Raw genomic sequence first — 14675 nt, 5'->3', positions numbered from 1 at the left:
AATAAGATAGTACCGAAATAACACAAACGGTATACCTTAAAGAAATTATTGATGTTGGAGGTGTAAGAGAAATGCAATTCAAAGGAAAAACTGCTGTGATCACAGGTTCCTCACGGGGACTTGGGAGGGCTATTGCAGAGAAACTTGGAAAATTGGGAGCTAATGTAGTTCTTACAGGAACATCTGATACTGTTCTTAAAACAGCCTCTGAACTTGAAGAAATGGGAATCAAGGTGGCGGCAGTTGTTGGAGATGTAAGAAATGCAGATGATGTAAAGGCCATGATGGCAAAAGCAGTGGAGAGCTTTGGAGGCGTTGATATTCTGGTCAACAATGCCGGAATAACAAAGGATAAACCAATGGCAATGATGTCTGAGGATGATTGGGACACCGTCCTGGATATTAATCTTAAAGGTTGTTTTCTTTGTACAAAAGCAGCTGCCAAGCTAATGATTAAAAAGAGATATGGCAGAATTATAAATGTTTCGTCAGTTGCCGGAGCTTATGGAAATCCAGGCCAGGCAAATTACTCGGCTTCGAAGGGCGGTATGCTTGGTTTGACCAAGACTGCTGCAAAAGAGCTGGCGCCGAGAGGAATAACCTGTAATGCCGTTACACCCGGTTTGATTGAAAGCGATATGACGGAAATATTACCTGAGGATTTGAAGCGGAAGTACCTTGAAAAAATTGCACTCGGAAGGTTTGGGACACCTGAAGATGTTGCAAATGTTGTGGCTTTTCTCGCATCAGACGAAGCAGGTTATGTTACCGGACAAGTAATAGATATTGACGGTGGACTTGTTATGTAATAATATTAGCATGTGTGTGCTTGTTAAATTCAAGCAGGCAGGCTAAATTTTATTAAAATTGCATACTATATAATCAAATGTGTGCTTTGCATACTGGGGAATAGTGGCGATTTATAAAACCATCCTTTGGAAGGAGGTGAATATATGGTTTTCGAGAAAGTTAAAAAGTTAATTGTTGAGCAGTTAGGCGTTGAAGAAGACGATATACAAATGGAATCTTCTTTCATAGATGATCTCGGAGCGGATTCTCTTGATATAGTTGAGCTTATCATGGCACTTGAAGAAGAGTTCAGCCTTGAGATTCCGGACAATGAAGCAGAAAAGATCACTACAGTTGGTGATGCTGTTGAATACATTCAAAAGAATACTTAAAAAAAAGTCCCCAATACGGGACTTTTTTTAGTAATAAGCAGCTTAAGACAAACCTATTCAAAGTGCATCAATAAAGTTTTCCTGCTAAAATATATTCAGTCAATTAGTCCGGTTGTTCACTGGACATTTATATAGATCTCAAAGTAAATTCTAAAATTAATAAAATATATGGAGGTTAATTTAATTTATGAGCAGACGTGTAGTTATTACAGGTGCTGGTGTTGTATCTTCTTTAGGAATGGGAGCAGAGCAATTCTGGGATGCCATTAAAGAAGGCAAAAACGGTATCAGCGAAGTAACAAGAATTGATGTATCAAACCTTTCAACAAAAGTTGCGGCCGAAATAAAAGAATTTGATGCTTCACAATATATTGACAAAAAAGAAGCCAGAAGAATGGACAGATATAACCAGTTTGCAATGGTTGCGGCAAAAATGGCTGTAGAAAATTCAAAATTGGATCTGGAGAGCCTTGACCTTGATAAATGCGGTGTAATAGTGGGCTCAGGTATCGGCGGTCTGGAGACCCTTGAAGATCAGCACTCGGTAATGCTTAACAAAGGACCTGGAAGAGTAAGCCCATTCTTTATACCCATGATGATTTCAAACATGGCGGCGGGCAGAATAGCTATCGAGTATGGCTTCAGAGGTTTTAACGAATGTGTCGTCACTGCCTGTGCAACTGGAAACAATGCAATAGGAGACGCTTTCAAGGTAATTGAACGCGGTGATGCTGACGTTATGATAACAGGCGGTGCTGAAGCTTGCATCACAATAATGAGCTTTGCAGGTTTCTGTTCTATGGGAGCCATGTCGAAGAACCCTGATCCCAACACCGCATGCAGACCTTTCGACAAGGACAGGGATGGCTTCATTCCAGGGGAAGGCGCAGCTATTCTTATTGTAGAAGAATTGGAACATGCTCTTAAAAGAGGTGCCAATATTATAGCTGAAATAGTCGGTTATGGCTGTACCTGTGATGCCTACCATATTACTGCCCCTCATCCTGACGGAGACGGCGGTGTAAAAAGTATGAACATGGCCATCAAGGATGCAGGCATAAAACCCGAACAAGTTGGTTATGTCAATGCACATGGTACTTCAACACCGTTAAATGATCCTACCGAAGTAAACATTGTAAAGAGGGTATTCGGTGACCATGCAAAGAACCTTGCAATGAGTTCTACAAAATCAATGACCGGTCACCTGCTGGGTGCCGCCGGTGCAATTGAGGCTGTTGCTACCGCAATGGCTCTCAAGGAAGGTTTTCTGCCTCCTACAATAAACGTGCAGAATCAGGACCCTGAATGTGACATTGACTGTGTACCAAATGCTGGCAGAAAAGCAGATATAAAATATGCATTGTCAAATTCACTTGGTTTTGGCGGTCATAACGCAACATTATGTTTAAAGAAATATGAATAAGCCAACAGGCACATATTGTATTGATGATATTAATATAAAAGTATAAAATAAAGGTGGGGATAATCCCTTCCTTTATTTTTTTATAAATAAACAGCTTGCGCAAGAATACCTTTTTCCTTGGTAAGGAGGACAGAGAGGAGATTAAGGTAATATAACATTTATCAGCGGTAGCAACGGAGGAAATAATGAGTAATAATTCAAAAAACGAAATAAACAATATATCAATTATTGAGGAAAGAATCAATTATGTATTTAAGGATAAAAGTACCGTTTTGACTGCCATAACCCACAGTTCCTATGCCAATGAGAAAAAAGCGGGGAAGCTCAAGTACAATGAGAGGATAGAATTTCTTGGGGATTCTGTTTTAAGCCTTACAATAAGCGAACATTTGTATAATATGTATCCTGATTTGCCGGAGGGGGAACTGACAGTGACCCGTTCAAAAATCGTTTGCGAAAACTCCTTGTCCAGGTGTGCGTCAGATATTGATCTGGGAGAGCTTTTACTGCTTGGAAAAGGAGAAGAGCTTTCGGGGGGAAGAAGAAAAAGCTCCATACTTTCAGATGCTTTTGAAGCCTTGATTGGAGCAATTTATATTGACGGGGGCTTTGAAACGGCAAAAGCCTTTATTCTCAAAAACATGGAGAGTATCATTAAAAGCAGTATGCAGGGGAAGCTTTTCTATGATTATAAAACTCAATTGCAGGAAAAGATCCAGCAAAAGGGTGAGCAGCAGATAACTTACACAGTTATTGAAGAGAGAGGTCCCGATCACAATAAGACCTTTGTCACACAAATTAAAATCAATAATATTGTCTGCGGACAGGGAAGCGGACGTTCAAAGAAGGAATCCGAGCAGAATGCTGCCAAGGATGCCTTGGACAAGCTGCCGGCCCAATGACACAGACCGGGGGAGTGTTTTAAATAAAAAAACATATGGTAATACCTGTTTTCGTTCCTCATAAAGGCTGTCCTTTTGACTGCATATACTGCAATCAGAAAACCATCAGCGGACAGGCCGGAGAGGCCGGCGAAGCAGATATAAGAAAAACAATAGAAGAATATTTGCAAACCAGCCGGGAGGCTTTTGTTGAAATAGGCTTTTACGGCGGAAGCTTTACCGGTATTCCAAAGGAAGAACAGCAGTGGTATCTTGAGATAGGAGCAAGTTATATAAAATCCGGCAAGGTAAAGCAATTGCGACTCTCAACCAGACCGGACTATATTGATTATGATATTCTGGATTTTTTATCAGGGTATGGTGTAAAGACCATAGAACTGGGGGCTCAAAGCCTTGACAACCAGGTTTTGAACTTCAGCAACAGGGGCCATGATATGGAGACAGTCGTAAAAGCTTCCCGAATGATCAGGGAAAAGGGGTTTTCGCTGGGCATCCAGACAATGATAGGCCTGCCCGGTGATACACTGGAAAAGACGTTAAATACGGCAAGAGCAGTAATTGCCATAGTCCCGGATATTGTCAGAATATATCCCACACTTGTAATAAGGGACACCTTCCTGCAAAAAATGTATGAGTCCGGAAAATATACGCCTTTGTCTCTGGAGGAGGCAGTTGACATATCTGCTCGGCTTTTGGAGCTTTATGAAGAAAATAATATAAATGTTATCAGGATCGGACTCCAGCCCACAGAAAACATCAGCGAAACAGGCGATGTGGTAGCGGGCCCGTTTCATCCCGCCTTCAGACAGCTGGTCCAGGCCAGGCTCATGAGAAACAGGCTTGAGAAATATTTCCGGGAAAACGGACTTTTTAATATTAAGGAAATTAATATTGAATGCAGTCCCCAAAATGTATCGAATATTATAGGGCAAAAGCGTGAAAACCTCAGAAAAATCATGAATGAATTCAACATCGGAAATATAAGGGTTACAGCTAAGGATAAAGTCGATTTATTTAATGTGAAAACGTGACAAATTTAGTCATTGATGTTTATACAATTTTTTAAATGTAAAAAGAAGGAATTTGAAGTAATATATAGAATACTAATAGATAGAGATATAAATTATTTTTTTTTATTATTTTAATTAAGCATTTTTTAGGAGGATGTATTTATGGAAGTTCTAAAAGTTTCAGCTAATTCGCAGCCCAAATCTGTTGCTGGAGCATTAGCCGCTGTATTACGCGACAACAATTATGCGGAAATCCAGGCAGTTGGCGCCGGTGCAGTGAATCAGGCGGTTAAGGCAATTGCAATTACTAGAGGATTTGTTGCTCCTAATGGAATTGATCTGGTTGCAGTTCCTGCTTTTGCTGAGGTTAATATCGATGGGGAGGAAAGAACAGCCATTAAGTTCTATATTCAGCCCCGCTAATTTAAAAATTGGATTTACAGGCTCGCTGGAAAGCGAGCCTGATTATTTTCTGCCAAGTGAGTCAGATACCCATGGTAAGTGTTACCTGGCCGTTCAGAGCCATCAAAAGCCTCCGCTCCACTTCATGCCAGTTTATAAGCTCCCACCAGGCATCAATATATTTTCTTCTGTTATTCTGATAATCCAGGTAGTAGGCGTGTTCCCAGGCGTCGCAGACAAGTATCGGGATGCCGCTCCATTGTGTAAGATTCTGATGTTTTTCAGACATCAATATTTCAAGCCTCTTCCAGGTGGGCTGCCAGGTAAGTATTCCCCAGCCTGAAGCCTCAACTTTCTCGGCCGCCGATTTAAATTGTTCTTTGAAGGCGTTAAAATTGCCGAAATATGCCATTATGTGATTCACCGTACTGGAACCAGGCTTGCCGCCCATGCCCAAGGGGGCCATAATTGTCCAGTAAATACTGTGCAGTATATGTCCTGAGCCATTAAAAGCCAGCTCATTTTCCCAATATTTTATCAAATCATAATTGTTGCTCCTCCGCGCCTGCTCAAGGCTTGTTTCCGCTTTGTTCAAGCCATCCACGTAGGTCTTGTGGTGCTTATCGTGATGCAGTCTTAGAGTATTCTGACTTATCACAGGCTCAAGCGCACTATAAGTGTAGGGAAGCGGCGGCAGCTGGTGCTGACCTGTAGGTACCATATTAGCTAACATATTAACCTCCTAAGCCACATTTGTGGCTTTGACATGATATGGCTTTGAGCCGCATAGCGGCCATAAATTGTGATGACATTCAAAGGTTACTCTGGAAGACGAGCGCTAGCGAAGTCTTTCAAGCTAACCTCCCTAAGCCATGTATGGCTTTGAGCCGCAATAGCGGCTACAAAATAGTTATGAAAACGCAAGATAAATTCGTTTTATATTAAATCTGGACATATAACAAATAGTCCTATTTTATTATATTAAAATGAACTGATGCTTGTGATATTCTGTAAAAAAAAGAAAAACAAAAAAAGTACTGCCTGAAATTGGATTTGCGGCTAAGACACTGGTGTTCCACCGGGATTTCAGGCATGTACCTCTGATGAGCTTCCCACTTATTGAAATTGTACTGTACTAATAGAAGCCGTATCCTCCAGGATAACCATAACCATAATCATCGCGGAAAGGACGGCGTCTCCTTCTGAGCAATTCTCTTAACAGGATGATAGAAACCAAATCCCTGCGGAACCGTCTTCTTCCTCCGAAAAAACCTCCTCCGAAACCAAATTGTCTATCGTCACGATCTTTTTGGAAATTCTCAAAAGCACCCATTTTTTCGAAGTTCTCAAAAGTACCCATAGTTTCAGGATTTTCTGCGTATTCATTATCCTCGTATTCGGCTTCAACCTCATGACCGACTCTATTGTCGATATCATCGACTATATTTTCCAATTCTTCACGGGTAGGAGTATACATTGTTCCTTTTTTAGAAATCATTCTATCACAGTGACGGGATACTTCAGGAAAAATTATATAGTAACATCTTGGGAACATTGATTCCAGCTGTTCCTGGGGCATTTCCATCATTGGCTCGTATTTCTGAGGGAGATTCATCATATGCATATATGGGTTATTAGACCAATCGTTTGGCATCAGGCCAACCTCCTTCTACTTTGTAAAATACTTACAGAATATTTTATGCTATGAGAGATTATAAGGTTACGAATTATACGAAATTATGTAAACAGCATAAAGCTACGATTAATCCGAATATATTATTAAATATTGATTTTTATTTTATAAGAGATAATAATAGGTATCAGAATTGCTTTAAACCATGATACCAAATCAGCTTTGGTAAATAAGGAGGATATTATGCTGGAAGAAATAATGCTTGGAAAAAAGATATGGGCCGTAGTCGGCGCAAACCAGGATCAGGAGAAATATGGGAATATGATATTCAGAAAGCTGAAATCAAAAGGCTATGAGGTTTATCCGGTGAATCCAATGTACGATACTGTGGAAGGTGACAAATGCTATAAGGATATCACATCTCTGCCGGTTGTCCCTGAAGTAATTGATATGGTTGTCTCTCCAAAAAGGGGAAGAGCCTTTATCGATGAAGCTGCAAGGCTTGGCATAAAATATATCTGGCTCCAGCCGGGAACCTATGATGCCGAACTGCTGAAGCAGATAGAAGACCTGGGCCTGCAGCAGGTTCAGGCCTGTGTGCTGGTATCGGTAAGGTAGTTTACCAAAGCTTCAGCCTTAAACCCAAACTATCGGCTTTCAGCCGATAGTAATTGACTTCGGGAAATAGTTTGGAAATTACAGCTCTTTCTTAAATATCATTGACATTATAAAAATTGAACGCTATACTGAATGACATACAGTATAACGTTCAATTTTTTTATGGCACGCAGATGGGGGATAGCATGAACGAAAAGGAAACCGCCAAACAAAGGCTTATAAATGTAACAAGGGAACTTATCTGCAAGGGAAAGAAGCCGGGCGATATAACAGTAGCCGAAATCACCGAAGCAGCCGGTGTTGGAAACGGTATGGTCAACTACCACTTTCAAAGCAAGGACAATTTGATGAAAACCGCAGTCCGCGAGGTAATGGTAGAAGCTAAGGCCAAGCTGCATCAAAAGCTTAAAAAATATGAAAATCGTCCTGCAAAGGAACGCCTGACATTCATTTTAAAAGAGGTTGCCGACTTTTTAGCTGACAATCCCGAAATAAGCAGGATAGCAATTCTGGATAATTTGGCTGAGAACGACGGGCAGCCGCATATTTTGAGCGATATACGGGAATTTAACCAAAGTCTTGACGAACTGCTGGAGGGCAATACAAAAACAATTCTCATCAAGAACTTCTTAATAGCAGGTGTTTTTAATTTTGTATTCTTAAAAACCGATATTATAAAACAACATACGGGCTTTGACTTTTATGATAAAGCTCAGAGGTCGGAGGGAATTACGGGCTTTGTCAATGAAATACTGGCCGGAAATGATTTGAAGGACATAAAAAAATGTAAAGGAGGAATGTGTAAATGACCAACGGTGAGCTTTACAGTGTGATTTTTAAGAGGAAATCTGTCAGGAGGTTTGATATGACACCTCTGGGACAGGAGAAGCTTGATCAGCTTAAGACTTTCATGCAAGGTGTCAAAAGGCTGGATGAAAGCATCAAAACCGAATTTTCCATTCAGTCGGGTAATGAGGTCAGCAGTATTTTTGCTATAAAAGCACCTCATTACATATCCTTTTACTCAGAAAAAAAAGAGGGCTATTTGATAAATGCGGGCTTTATAATGCAGCAGATAGATCTGTATCTTTCGGCAAACCAGCTGGGAAGCTGCTGGCTGGGAGTAGCAAAGCCCAACAAAAGTGTTCCCCAGGGCAGGGATGGCTTTGAATATGTAATCATGCTGGCATTTGGAAACCCGTCCGAACCTGTTCACAGAACAGGCATAGAGCAGTTTAAACGGAACAGTCTGACAGAGATTACTTCAATCAAAGGCGCCGAACAACTGCTTGAACCTGTGAGACTGGCACCCTCGGCTGCCAATACACAGGCCTGGTATTTCAGCGGGGACGCGCAGGAGATCATTGTCAGCCGTAAAAAGCTGAATATAATAAAAGCGCAGCTATATGGAAGGATGAATATTATTGACATCGGGATAGCACTGTGCCATCTGTGGCTGTCGGCAGAACAGCAGGGTAAGGCGGCCGAGTTCGATTTGTCCGGCGGGCCTGCGCCCGAAGGACATGAGTACATGGCAAAAGTAAGGTTAAGGGATTTATAAATGAATTTGGCTGCCGCTGTTGCGGCTCAAAGTCATAAATATGGCTTAGGAGGTCAATATGTTAACAAGAAAAAATCAAAAAAACGGTGAGGAACTTTCCATATTAGGCTTTGGGTGCATGCGGTTCCCTACAAAGACCGGCAGTATAGACGAGCCAAGAGCTATTGCCATGATTAGGGATTCAATTGAAAAAGGTGTCAATTATTTTGACACTGCATATATATACCATGCCGGCAGAAGTGAATCCCTCCTGGGGCAAGCTTTATCGGGCGGGTACAGGGAGCGGGTCAGGATTGCTACCAAGCTTCCGCCGTTTATGGTCAGGAAAATTGAAGATGCCCGCAAAATATTTGAAAAACAGCTTTCCCGGCTCAAGACTGATTATATTGATTATTACCTCCTGCACATGCTTACCGATAAGCCGTCCTTTGACAGATTGGCCGGGCTTGGCGTATTGAAGTGGCTCGAGGAGCTCAAGGAAAAAGGTACCGTCAAAAATATCGGCTTCTCCTTTCATGGAGGGAAAGCTGATTTTGAGTCGATACTCAAGGCGTATCCCTGGGATTTCTGCCAGATACAATACAATTATATGGATGAGAACAGCCAGGCAACCAAAGATGGTCTGATGCTTGCAGCAAGCATGGATATTCCTGTAATAGTCATGGAGCCCCTGAGAGGAGGAAAGCTTGTAACGCATCTGCCCCAGGAGGTTAAGAAGGCTTTTAATGATTACGATAAGGACAGGTCCCCCGCCGAATGGGCTTTTCGATGGATTTGGAACCATCCGGAGGTCAATGTGGTCCTGTCGGGTATGAGTGATGAAGCACAGGTTGCAGATAATATACGGATGGCTTCCGATGCAGTACCCAACTCACTCTCAAAAGAAGAACTTGCCGTTTTTGAAAATGTGAAGAAAGTCATGCAGGAAAAGACAAAGATTCCGTGCACAGCCTGCGGCTACTGTTTGCCCTGCCCTGCCGGAGTGGACATCCCGGCCTGCTTTTCACACTACAATGATAAATATCTTACGAAGGACAGATCGGTTAGAATAAGATATTTCCAGAGCCTTGGAGCATTGGCGGCCAAACCGGCCTATGCTTCCCGGTGCATGAATTGCGGAAAGTGTGAAAGTCACTGCCCCCAGAGCATCGCCATACGCAGCCAGTTAAAAGTGGTCAGCCGGGAAATGGAAGGTATTCTGTACAGGCCTATTGTGGGAATAGCACGAAAATTTATGAGGATAAAGTGAGGAATACCGTCAGTCTGAAAGGAATCGGGCTGATGGTATTGTTTTATTTCCTTCCCTTAAGACTTAAAGTATGCTAAAATTTAACCAAGTTTAAAAAGGTTATCAACTAATTTTCGGGGTGTGTAAATGTATCTGAAAAAACTTGAAATACAGGGGTTTAAATCATTTGCAGATAAGATAAATCTGGATTTTACATCAGGTATTACTGCTGTAGTTGGCCCTAACGGAAGTGGTAAAAGCAATATCGGTGATGCGGTCAGATGGGTTTTAGGTGAGCAAAGTGCAAAAACTCTCAGGGGCAGCAAAATGGAGGATGTGATTTTTGCAGGAACCGAACACAGAAAATCTGTGGGTTTTGCTGAGGTATCTCTGACAATTGATAATTCGGACAACTATCTTCCTGTATCCTACAGCGAAGTTACCATTACAAGAAGGGTCTACCGTTCAGGTGAAAGTGAATATTACATAAACAAGACGTCATGCCGGCTTAAGGACATACATGAGCTTTTCCTTGATACGGGAATAGGCAGGGACGGATACTCCATCATCGGTCAGGGCCGTGTTGATGAAATCCTCAGTTCCAAATCCGAGGACAGAAGGCACATATTTGAGGAAGCCTCAGGAATAATGAAGTACAAGGTCAGGAAACAGGAGGCCGAGAGAAAGCTTGAGCTTACCGAACAGAATCTTGTGCGTATCAACGATATCATAAACGAGCTTGAAAGTCAGCTGGAACCCCTCAGAGAACAGTCTGACGCAGCAAAGAAATATCTTTCCCTGAGAGAAGGCTTAAAAGAGCTGGAAGTAAACGTCTATCTGGACAGTATAGATAAATTCAAGGAAAAGATAAAGGAATACGAGGGTCAGTTCAAGGATATAAAGGATAATATAGAGGCTGAAGAGAGAAAGCTTAGAAATATTACAGCCCAAAACCAGCAGAAAACCGAGCTGCTGAAGACCCTGGAAGAAAAAATCACCGAAGCCAGGGAGAAGTTTTATGTCATTGAAACAAATCTCGAAAAAAACAGTTCGGAAATAAATCTTAACAATGAAAAAATCAATGGCCTTGATCAGAATATCAAGAGACTTGATGATGAAATATCTGAAATACAAACCAAATCCGAAGAGCTTTTAAAGGAAGAAAAAACCCGGCAGGGGAAAATCGATTATTTGAAAAGGCAGTATGCCGATTTTTCAAAAAAGCTTGAGGCTTACCAGTCTGAGCTTGATGCAATTATTTCAACCCTGAGCGGGAGTGAACAGCAGATTGAAAAAATGAAGGCCGGTATTATGGATAAGCTTGACCTTCAATCGGACAAGAGGACACAGATAAACAATATCAGGAATCATATAGAAAATCTTAAGAAAAGACAAAATTCCATCGGGACAGAAATATATTCCTTGAAGCTGGAAAAAGACAAGGATAATATGAAGAAGGAAGATCTGGCCGAAAATATAAGGAATACTGTCCTGCTTATAAAGCATTCCAGTACAAAAATGCAGGAGCTGAGCAATGAGAGGAATGAGCTTCAGAGTACCCTGCAAACCATGGAAAAACAGCACGGAACCGTTAAAACGGATATTCAGGTCAAATCCTCCAGACACCGGATGCTGAAGGATATGGAAAAAAGCATGGAGGGCTACAGCAGGAGCGTCAAGGAAATAATGCACGCCTGCCAGTCTTCGGGCGAATTTGGAAGCGGCATACATGGTACGGTGGCCCAGCTTATTTCAGTTGACAAAAAATATGAGACTGCAATAGAAATGACCCTGGGCAGCGCGCTTCAGAACATAATTGCATCAACCGAAGAAGATGCAAAAAAAGCAATAGAATTTTTGAAAAGGAACAGAATAGGAAGGGCTACCTTTTTGCCTGTTACGGCTGTTAACGGTAAACGCCTGGATGACAATACCATCCGGAGACTTGAAGAATTTAAAGGCTTTTGCGGTCTGGCTTCCGATCTGGTCACCTGCGACAGCAGGTACAAGGGCATAGTTTTAAATCTTCTGGGCAGGGTGGCAGTGGTTGAAAACCTGGATGCAGGTATAGGCATCGCTAAAAGATTCGGTTATACCTTTAGAATAGTTACGCTTGAAGGAGATATATTGAGTACAAGCGGCTCCATGTCGGGAGGAAGCAATGATCACAAAAGCTCGGGCATATTGAGCAGAAGCAGGGAAATTACCGAACTTGAGACGTCAGTCGAAGCCCTGAAGAAAGAGGAGGTTTCCCTGGGCAGCAAAATCAATGAAGTGAGAAGTATGCTTTCAGAGGTAGAAACAGAATATAATGAAGAAAATAATAAACTCAGGGACAGTGAACTTGTGAAAACAAGGGATGAAAACCATCTGGGCATGCTTGAGGACAACATGAGAAAAACAGATGCCAAAATCGGCATGCTCAACGATGAAAAGGCTCAGATTGCAAAGCAGGAGCAGGAAACCGTCCTTGAACAGAAAAAATATGAGGAAGAACTTGAGAATATAGAAAAAGATATTGCCCAAACAAAATCCATTATCGCAGAGCACCAGGAAAAATTCAAAGCCGACCAGTCTGTGAGGGATGAGCTGCATCAGGAAATAACCGACTTTAAAATTTCGGTCAATTCCATTGTTGAAAGTATTCAGAGTGTAAATGAACACATGGATAGAATCGGCTCTGAAAAAGAAGCAATGCAAAAGAGCATTGCAAGAAAGCAAAGTGAAAGGCAGCGGGCGGCCAATGAAACTCTGTCCCTCAGGCAGGCCATTGAAGGTCTTGAAAATCTGATAAAAGGTTTGCAGAATGAAAAAACAGGCAAGACTTTTGAAATAGACAGGCTTGTTGAAGAGAAGAAGGTATTGGAGGAAGAATCCTCAGATTTCATTGAAAAGCTGAATTCCACCAATAAGACCATACTGCTGCTCCAGGAGGAATATAACAGGATAGATGTCAGGAATACCAGGGCAGAGGCTGAAATGAAGGCAATACAGGACAGGATGTGGGACGAATATGAACTGACCTATTCCAATGCCCTTGAAATAAAAAAAGAGCTCCCCAGCATGACCCAGGCCCAAAAGACAATCAATGACTACAGGGCACAGATAAAAATGCTTGGCCCGGTTAATGTATCGGCTATTGACGATTATATAAAAACCAGGGAACGCTTTGAGTTTATGTCTGTTCAGAAAAATGACATGGAGCAGGCCAAGGACAAGCTGCATAAAATCATCACTGAAATGGTTCAAATAATGAAGAAGCAGTTCATTGAGCAATTCAAGCTTATAAATGAGAACTTCGGAATAGTATACCGGGAGCTGTTCGGCGGCGGCAGAGCCGAGCTTATCATTGCCGATCAGGAAAACGTACTTGAGAGCGGAATTGAGATCGAGGTTCAGCCCCCCGGAAAAAAGCTTCAGAACATGATGCTGCTCTCGGGAGGCGAACGCGCCTTTACGGCCATTGCCCTTTTGTTTGCCATACTGAGGCTGAAACCCACACCTTTCTGCCTTCTGGATGAAATAGAGGCGGCGCTGGACGATGCAAATGTTTACAGGTTTGGTGAGTATGTGAAGAAGTTCTCGCAAAAGACCCAGTTTATCATCGTAACACACCGCAAGGGCACCATGGAGGCCTCCGACACCATGTACGGCGTGACCATGCAGGAACATGGCGTATCCAAGGTGGTTTCCATGAAGATGGGCGAAAAGGCAAGCTGAGAAAGTTATAAAAACATACATTAAAAATTTGGAGGATTGAAATGGGCTTTTTCGATAAACTTAAAGACGGATTGATGAAAACCAGAAAAAGTATCACTGAGAAGATAGATCAGGTACTTGTATCATTCGGCAAGGTAGATGAAGAGTTGTTTGATGAACTGGAGGAAATACTGATCACTTCCGATCTTGGGATAGACACGACCCTGAGGGTTATAGAGGATATCAAGTCCAAGGTGCGGGAAAGAAAAATAATTGATGCCATGAAGGTGAAAGACCTTTTAAAGGAGGAACTTCAGGAAATCCTTTCAAAAGGCGGAAATGAGCTTAAACTGGATACCAAACCTGCTGTGATCATTGTCATCGGGGTAAACGGGGTGGGCAAAACCACATCCATAGGGAAAATTGCCAACCTTTATAAACAGCAGGGCAAGAAAGTTCTGCTGGCCGCCGGAGATACCTTCAGAGCCGCTGCCATTGACCAGCTTGAAATATGGGCCGAACGGGTGGGAGTGGACGTAATAGCTCAAAAGGAGGGTTCTGATCCGGCAGCGGTAATATATGATGCGGTGCAGGCGGCCAAGTCCAGAAAGGCCGATTTGCTCATTTGTGATACGGCGGGAAGGCTTCACACCAAGAAGAACCTTATGGAAGAGCTCAAAAAAGTATCCAGGGTTCTGGACAGGGAACTTCCGGGGGCCGACCGCGAAACCCTGCTTGTACTTGATGCCACAACAGGTCAGAATGCAATATCCCAGGCCAAAACCTTCAGTGAAACCGCCGACATAACAGGTATAGTTCTGACAAAGCTGGACGGAACGGCAAAAGGCGGTATAGTGGTAGCAATCAAGTCCGAGCTTGATATACCTGTCAAGCTCATAGGAGTGGGAGAACAGATAGATGATCTCCAGAGGTTTGATGCAACGGAATTTGTTGAAGCGTTATTTTCATAATGCCGATGCAATAAACTCAGAAGGTGGTATGAGTGATATCACCACAT

The 14675-nt window shown here is 42.3% G+C and carries 14 protein-coding genes; 12 read left to right on the top strand and 2 right to left on the bottom strand.

The features are described from left to right. Window positions 1-71: 71 nt before the first annotated feature. The 6 genes from fabG to T344_RS0106195 all read left to right on the top strand — a co-directional run bounded on the left by fabG (window position 72) and on the right by T344_RS0106195 (window position 4939). On the top strand, window positions 72-809 hold the full coding sequence (gene fabG, locus T344_RS0106220) for a 3-oxoacyl-[acyl-carrier-protein] reductase (protein ID WP_027627982.1): 738 nt from the start codon (window positions 72-74) through the stop codon (window positions 807-809). Between the two features lie 144 nt (window positions 810-953). Further along, window positions 954-1181: an acyl carrier protein gene (gene acpP, locus T344_RS0106215; protein ID WP_004625729.1), complete on the top strand. Its 228-nt coding sequence runs from the start codon at window positions 954-956 to the stop codon at window positions 1179-1181. A gap of 187 nt (window positions 1182-1368) precedes the next feature. Then, a complete protein-coding gene (gene fabF / locus T344_RS0106210; RefSeq protein WP_027627981.1) occupies window positions 1369-2604 on the top strand; it encodes a beta-ketoacyl-ACP synthase II in 1236 nt (411 codons plus the stop codon). 185 nt (window positions 2605-2789) lie between these two features. Further along, window positions 2790-3506, top strand: coding sequence for a ribonuclease III (gene rnc, locus T344_RS0106205; RefSeq protein ID WP_027627980.1), 717 nt, complete (start codon window positions 2790-2792; stop codon window positions 3504-3506). Window positions 3507-3541: 35 nt separating this feature from the next. After that, entirely contained in the window at window positions 3542-4537 is a 996-nt protein-coding gene (locus T344_RS0106200; protein ID WP_051571619.1) for an elongator complex protein 3, read from the top strand. Window positions 4538-4678: 141 nt separating this feature from the next. Continuing rightward, entirely contained in the window at window positions 4679-4939 is a 261-nt protein-coding gene (locus tag T344_RS0106195; protein WP_004620400.1) for a stage V sporulation protein S, read from the top strand. 61 nt (window positions 4940-5000) lie between these two features. Here the strand turns inward: T344_RS0106195 and T344_RS0106190 are convergent, their stop codons facing one another. Further along, the gene (locus tag T344_RS0106190; RefSeq protein ID WP_027627978.1) at window positions 5001-5651 is read right to left on the bottom strand and encodes a superoxide dismutase; all 651 of its coding nucleotides are present in this window, start codon (window positions 5649-5651) and stop codon (window positions 5001-5003) included. A 402-nt stretch (window positions 5652-6053) separates the two neighbouring features. After that, entirely contained in the window at window positions 6054-6572 is a 519-nt protein-coding gene (locus T344_RS0106185) for a hypothetical protein (protein WP_027627977.1), read from the bottom strand. Window positions 6573-6794: 222 nt separating this feature from the next. Between T344_RS0106185 and T344_RS0106180 the strand changes: the two genes are divergently transcribed. The 6 genes from T344_RS0106180 (at window position 6795) to ftsY (ending at window position 14628) form a co-directional block, all read left to right on the top strand. Continuing rightward, on the top strand, window positions 6795-7169 hold the full coding sequence (locus tag T344_RS0106180; RefSeq protein ID WP_027627976.1) for a CoA-binding protein: 375 nt from the start codon (window positions 6795-6797) through the stop codon (window positions 7167-7169). A 185-nt stretch (window positions 7170-7354) separates the two neighbouring features. Next, complete coding sequence (locus T344_RS0106175) at window positions 7355-7978, top strand: TetR/AcrR family transcriptional regulator (protein ID WP_027627975.1); 624 nt, start codon at window positions 7355-7357, stop codon at window positions 7976-7978. Beyond that, window positions 7975-8730, top strand: coding sequence for a nitroreductase family protein (locus tag T344_RS0106170; RefSeq protein ID WP_027627974.1), 756 nt, complete (start codon window positions 7975-7977; stop codon window positions 8728-8730). The genes T344_RS0106175 and T344_RS0106170 overlap by 4 nt, the downstream gene beginning before the upstream one ends. A gap of 58 nt (window positions 8731-8788) precedes the next feature. Then, complete coding sequence (locus T344_RS0106165) at window positions 8789-9979, top strand: aldo/keto reductase (protein WP_027627973.1); 1191 nt, start codon at window positions 8789-8791, stop codon at window positions 9977-9979. 126 nt (window positions 9980-10105) lie between these two features. Further along, window positions 10106-13678: a chromosome segregation protein SMC gene (gene smc, locus T344_RS0106160; RefSeq protein WP_027627972.1), complete on the top strand. Its 3573-nt coding sequence runs from the start codon at window positions 10106-10108 to the stop codon at window positions 13676-13678. Window positions 13679-13719: 41 nt separating this feature from the next. Beyond that, a complete protein-coding gene (gene ftsY, locus T344_RS0106155; protein ID WP_027627971.1) occupies window positions 13720-14628 on the top strand; it encodes a signal recognition particle-docking protein FtsY in 909 nt (302 codons plus the stop codon). Window positions 14629-14675: the final 47 nt, after the last annotated feature.

The organism is Ruminiclostridium cellobioparum DSM 1351 = ATCC 15832 (assembly GCF_000621505.1).
Lineage (GTDB): Bacteria > Bacillota > Clostridia > Acetivibrionales > DSM-1351 > Ruminiclostridium > Ruminiclostridium cellobioparum.
This window is presented reverse-complemented; position numbering and strand designations above follow the sequence as displayed.

Coding starts and splice junctions, on each gene's coding strand:
- fabG (WP_027627982.1), top strand. CDS start 72: ATGCAATTCAAAGGAAAAACTGCTGTGATCACAGGTTCCTCACGGGGA.
- acpP (WP_004625729.1), top strand. CDS start 954: ATGGTTTTCGAGAAAGTTAAAAAGTTAATTGTTGAGCAGTTAGGCGTT.
- fabF (WP_027627981.1), top strand. CDS start 1,369: ATGAGCAGACGTGTAGTTATTACAGGTGCTGGTGTTGTATCTTCTTTA.
- rnc (WP_027627980.1), top strand. CDS start 2,790: ATGAGTAATAATTCAAAAAACGAAATAAACAATATATCAATTATTGAG.
- T344_RS0106200 (WP_051571619.1), top strand. CDS start 3,542: ATGGTAATACCTGTTTTCGTTCCTCATAAAGGCTGTCCTTTTGACTGC.
- T344_RS0106195 (WP_004620400.1), top strand. CDS start 4,679: ATGGAAGTTCTAAAAGTTTCAGCTAATTCGCAGCCCAAATCTGTTGCT.
- T344_RS0106190 (WP_027627978.1), bottom strand. CDS start 5,651: ATGTTAGCTAATATGGTACCTACAGGTCAGCACCAGCTGCCGCCGCTT.
- T344_RS0106185 (WP_027627977.1), bottom strand. CDS start 6,572: ATGCCAAACGATTGGTCTAATAACCCATATATGCATATGATGAATCTC.
- T344_RS0106180 (WP_027627976.1), top strand. CDS start 6,795: ATGCTGGAAGAAATAATGCTTGGAAAAAAGATATGGGCCGTAGTCGGC.
- T344_RS0106175 (WP_027627975.1), top strand. CDS start 7,355: ATGAACGAAAAGGAAACCGCCAAACAAAGGCTTATAAATGTAACAAGG.
- T344_RS0106170 (WP_027627974.1), top strand. CDS start 7,975: ATGACCAACGGTGAGCTTTACAGTGTGATTTTTAAGAGGAAATCTGTC.
- T344_RS0106165 (WP_027627973.1), top strand. CDS start 8,789: ATGTTAACAAGAAAAAATCAAAAAAACGGTGAGGAACTTTCCATATTA.
- smc (WP_027627972.1), top strand. CDS start 10,106: ATGTATCTGAAAAAACTTGAAATACAGGGGTTTAAATCATTTGCAGAT.
- ftsY (WP_027627971.1), top strand. CDS start 13,720: ATGGGCTTTTTCGATAAACTTAAAGACGGATTGATGAAAACCAGAAAA.